This is a genomic window from Flavobacterium sp., assembly GCF_044339515.1.
In the GTDB taxonomy this organism is placed as follows: domain Bacteria; phylum Bacteroidota; class Bacteroidia; order Flavobacteriales; family Flavobacteriaceae; genus Flavobacterium.
On record NZ_JBIIVK010000092.1, the window covers coordinates 1 to 3,783 of the forward strand.

The window sequence follows — 3,783 nt, forward strand, 5'->3', positions numbered from 1 at the left end:
AAATATTTACAATTATACCTAAATGAGTTCGTTTACAAGCTTAATAGACGGTATTTTGAAGAAAAATTATTCGACAGGCTAGTGATAGCAAGCATTACAGGGTTATGACTAATAACGGACAATCAAAGTAAGTTTTTATTTTGTGGTTAACCAATTATTTTGAGGTAATTCATAATATCTCTTTTTGAAAAAAATAACTTTACGTCTTTTATTTAACTCTACCCCCTGCTCTATTTTAGTTCAAATCCTGACTTTTAATGGTTTAGATATGTTTTTGAATTTCTGTAATTTGATTTTAATGTACGACAAAATCTTGCTGTAAATGTCTCATTTTCAATTCAATAATTTATTTTAGAGGCTACTTCTTCAATACCTCTTGAATCATTAAATCGTTTTTCAATCGAATGGCAAAGTATTTTTCTTCATCAAATAATTGACGGGCAAATTCTGCCATCAAGTAGATTTTTACCATTGGTTTATGACTGTCTAAATTGAGTGAAACACCGTTAGTGTTAAGGTAATTTTCAAACTTATCTACATACAAATTATTTGCTTCAAACTTCTTTTTAAATTGGTCAAACGTTAACCCTCCAAATTCTTTTCGATTTTGGTCTAATTGTTCAAACACAAAGTAGCTTACAATTCCGGATTGCATGAGCATTTCGGTGGCTTCGTCTCCGTGTTTCCCATTTAGTGGCACAAAAACATCAGGTATGATTCCTCCTCCCCCATACACAGTCCTTCCTTTTAAGGTTTTGAATTTTAAACTATCGGCTACTTTGATACTGTCTTTTTCGTATAGTTCACCGTTGTAAAAACGCTTTTCAAATTCATTGAAATAGTCTTCATTCCCTTCTACATAAGGTTTTTGAATGGAACGCCCGGATGGTGTATAATATCTTGCTACAGTTAAACGCACAGCCGAACCGTCACCCAATGGCATTTCGCGTTGCACCAAACCTTTTCCGAAGGAACGTCGACCAATAATCAAACCTCGGTCATTATCCTGAATGGCTCCGGCTAAAATCTCAGAAGCAGAAGCTGAATTTTCATTGATTAAAACGATTATTTTTCCGTTTTCAAAAAGACCTCCGCTTGTTGCTTTGGTTTTGTCAATTCGTCCTTTCTTGTTTTTGGTAGAAACAATAGGAGCATCTTTCACTAGAAAATCATCGGCTATTTTTACTGCTTGATCTAAATAACCACCTCCATTGTCACGGACATCAATTACGATAGTTTTGGCTCCTTTTGCTTTGAGTTTCAAAAGTCCTTCCTTGTATTCTTTATAAGTTGATTCTGCAAATCGATTGATTTTTATGTATCCGATGGTAGTATTAATCATCAAAGCAACATCTACACTTTTTATCGGAATAACATTGCGTTTTAATTTGACTTTAAGTTGTTTGTTTTCGCTTTTTCTATAAAGGGTAAGCGTAACTTCAGAACCTACTTCGCCTTTTAATTTTGGAAAAAGGGAATCATTAGGCAATTTTCTTCCGAATAATTTATACTTATCGGCATATAAAATTCTGTCTCCTGACTTTATTCCGGCTTTTTCCGAAGGTCCGCCTTGCAAAGGTTTGATGACAGCTACTGAATCTTTGTACATATAAAAATTGACGCCAATTCCCACAAAATCACCTCGCATAGATTCTGACACTTCATCAAATTCACTTTTAGAAATATAAACAGAATGAGGATCAAGCTTTTCCAAAATTCCATTGACAGTTAGGTCGACAATACTGTCGGTATCAACCTGATCTACGTAATCTCTTTCGATAAAATCGATCAAACGGTTCAGCTTACTCTTATAGTTATTGGGCGACATTGACGTTTGTGGAGAAAAAGTATTGAGTTTTCCTCCTACAATTACTCCTAATGCAATAGCAGAAAAGAGTACAATTGGCCAGTATATTTTTTTTATTTTCACTTATTTTCCTGCTGGGAGAATTATTCTAATTCTTCGATTAATTCTACTTCAACACCTGCTTTTAGTAAGAATTCAAGTCCGCTTTCATCTTTGTAGCCTTGATGATAAACCACTCGTTTTATTCCCGATTGATGAATCAATTTGCTACATTCTTTACAAGGTGATAAAGTGATGTACAATGTAGCTCCTTCACATGACTGAGTTGAACCCGCCACTTTTAAAATCGCATTAGCCTCGGCATGCAAAACATACCATTTTGTGAGGTTATTTTCATCTTCGCAACAATTTTCAAAACCCGAAGGTGTTCCGTTGTAACCATCTGAAATAATCATGCGGTCTTTCACAATGATGGCTCCCACTTGCTTGCGTTTGCAGTAGGACAAACGACTCCACTCCTTTGCAATACGAAGGTAGGCCTTGTCATATTTATTTAGTTTCTTTTTATTCATTTTTTAACATCCGTTGTAGCAATTATCCTTTCCAAATGTCACTGCCAATTATCATTGGAAGTACCACTCCAATGACAAAAGCCGACATGACCAAAGTCCAATCCCGCTTAGAAAAACGAAAAAAGGTTTGAACAATGTACGACAAAAGTAAAACAATTAACACTACAATAATTTGAGCAGCTTCAATTCCGAGTGCAAATTCTAAAAGTGGGACTAATTTATCTGTCTTTTCACCCGGTAAAATCGATTTAAAATAGTTGGAGAAACCTAATCCGTGAATAATTCCGAAAAACAAAGTCACAAAAGCCACAAACGTGATACTTTCTTTTTTGCCTGATTTTCCGGCCGTAAAAAGATGGAAAAGAGCGGTGATTAAAATAGTAATTGGAATAAGAAATTCAACCAAACTCGCTTTGATAATTACGACTTCAAAAACAGAAAGCATCAAAGCCAACGTATGACCTAATGTAAAAAGCGAAACTAAAATCAGCACACGTTTCCAATCTTTAAAAGCATAAGGAACCGTTAATGCAAGGAGAAAAAGCACATGATCATAGCCATCAATATCGAGGACGTGTTGAAGACCAATGTTAAAGTATAACCAGAATTCTGACATAGATTAATAGATTTTAAAACTTAGAGTGCTCAAACTTACGATTTATTTTGAAACGGTTGAATCTGAAACCTTTAAAATGATGTTAAAGAATAGTAATTTTTATAAAGAATTTTTGCGGATTTCTTAAAAAAAATTGGAAATAGAATTATATTTGCATAACCATTTAAAACAAATTTATGTCAATTTCAGATTTATTTGATAGCGGATTTAAAAATAGAAATAAAGGTCACTTTTCAGCTATTGTGCGTGTGGCATTAAGCGACGGAGATATCACGGTAGAAGAGAGAGAATTCATTGATAAACTTGCTAAAAACTTGGAAATATCTAAGGATGAATACGATGAAATCATGGAAAACCCAATGAAATATCCAATCAATCCTCCATATTTGTACATTCACCGTTTAGAGCGTTTATATGATTTGGCTCGCATGGTGTATGCTGACCATGTTTTAGGACCAAAACAAAAAGAAATTCTAACCAAATTTGCCTTGGCTTTAGGATTTACTCCCGGGAATGTGAATTATATTGTAGACAAAGCTCTTTCGCTTTTGATTCTAAATGTGGATTTAGATACTTTCTTATTTGAAATGCAACACATGAATAAATAAAAAAAAGCCCTGAAAAATCAGGGCTTTTTTGTGTTTAATATTACCTTTTAAACTATTATTGATTGTCCGCAATTACCCATAATTAAATAAAAAGCCTTATATTTGATAAAAAAAAGCGATGAATTTATTCAGTTTTACGGCAAATTTTGGAAGTGAAGAAGCTTGTAGACTTCATTTTAA

General features: G+C 33.8%; 4 protein-coding genes and 1 pseudogene. 2 read left to right on the plus strand and 3 right to left on the minus strand.

Annotated features, from left to right (window positions below; translation table 11 throughout):
- Positions 1-108: pseudogene (locus ACIQ0M_RS15250) on the plus strand (IS1595 family transposase); the annotation flags it as partial.
- Positions 109-358: 250 nt separating this feature from the next.
- On the opposite strand, the gene ACIQ0M_RS15255 reads toward ACIQ0M_RS15250, so the two are convergent.
- The 3 genes from ACIQ0M_RS15255 to ACIQ0M_RS15265 are packed head-to-tail and all read right to left on the minus strand — an operon-like array spanning position 359 to position 2,995.
- Positions 359-1,930: a S41 family peptidase gene (locus ACIQ0M_RS15255; RefSeq protein ID WP_396153775.1), complete on the minus strand. Its 1,572-nt coding sequence runs from the start codon at positions 1,928-1,930 to the stop codon at positions 359-361.
- 20 nt (positions 1,931-1,950) lie between these two features.
- Complete coding sequence (locus tag ACIQ0M_RS15260) at positions 1,951-2,379, minus strand: deoxycytidylate deaminase (RefSeq protein ID WP_396153777.1); 429 nt, start codon at positions 2,377-2,379, stop codon at positions 1,951-1,953.
- Positions 2,380-2,401: 22 nt separating this feature from the next.
- Positions 2,402-2,995, minus strand: a complete 594-nt coding sequence (locus tag ACIQ0M_RS15265) for a HupE/UreJ family protein (RefSeq protein ID WP_396153779.1) — start codon at positions 2,993-2,995, stop codon at positions 2,402-2,404.
- Between the two features lie 176 nt (positions 2,996-3,171).
- Here ACIQ0M_RS15265 and ACIQ0M_RS15270 point away from each other — a divergent pair, with 176 nt between their 5' ends.
- Entirely contained in the window at positions 3,172-3,603 is a 432-nt protein-coding gene (locus ACIQ0M_RS15270; RefSeq protein WP_396153781.1) for a TerB family tellurite resistance protein, read from the plus strand.
- The last annotated feature ends 180 nt before the right edge of the window (positions 3,604-3,783 follow it).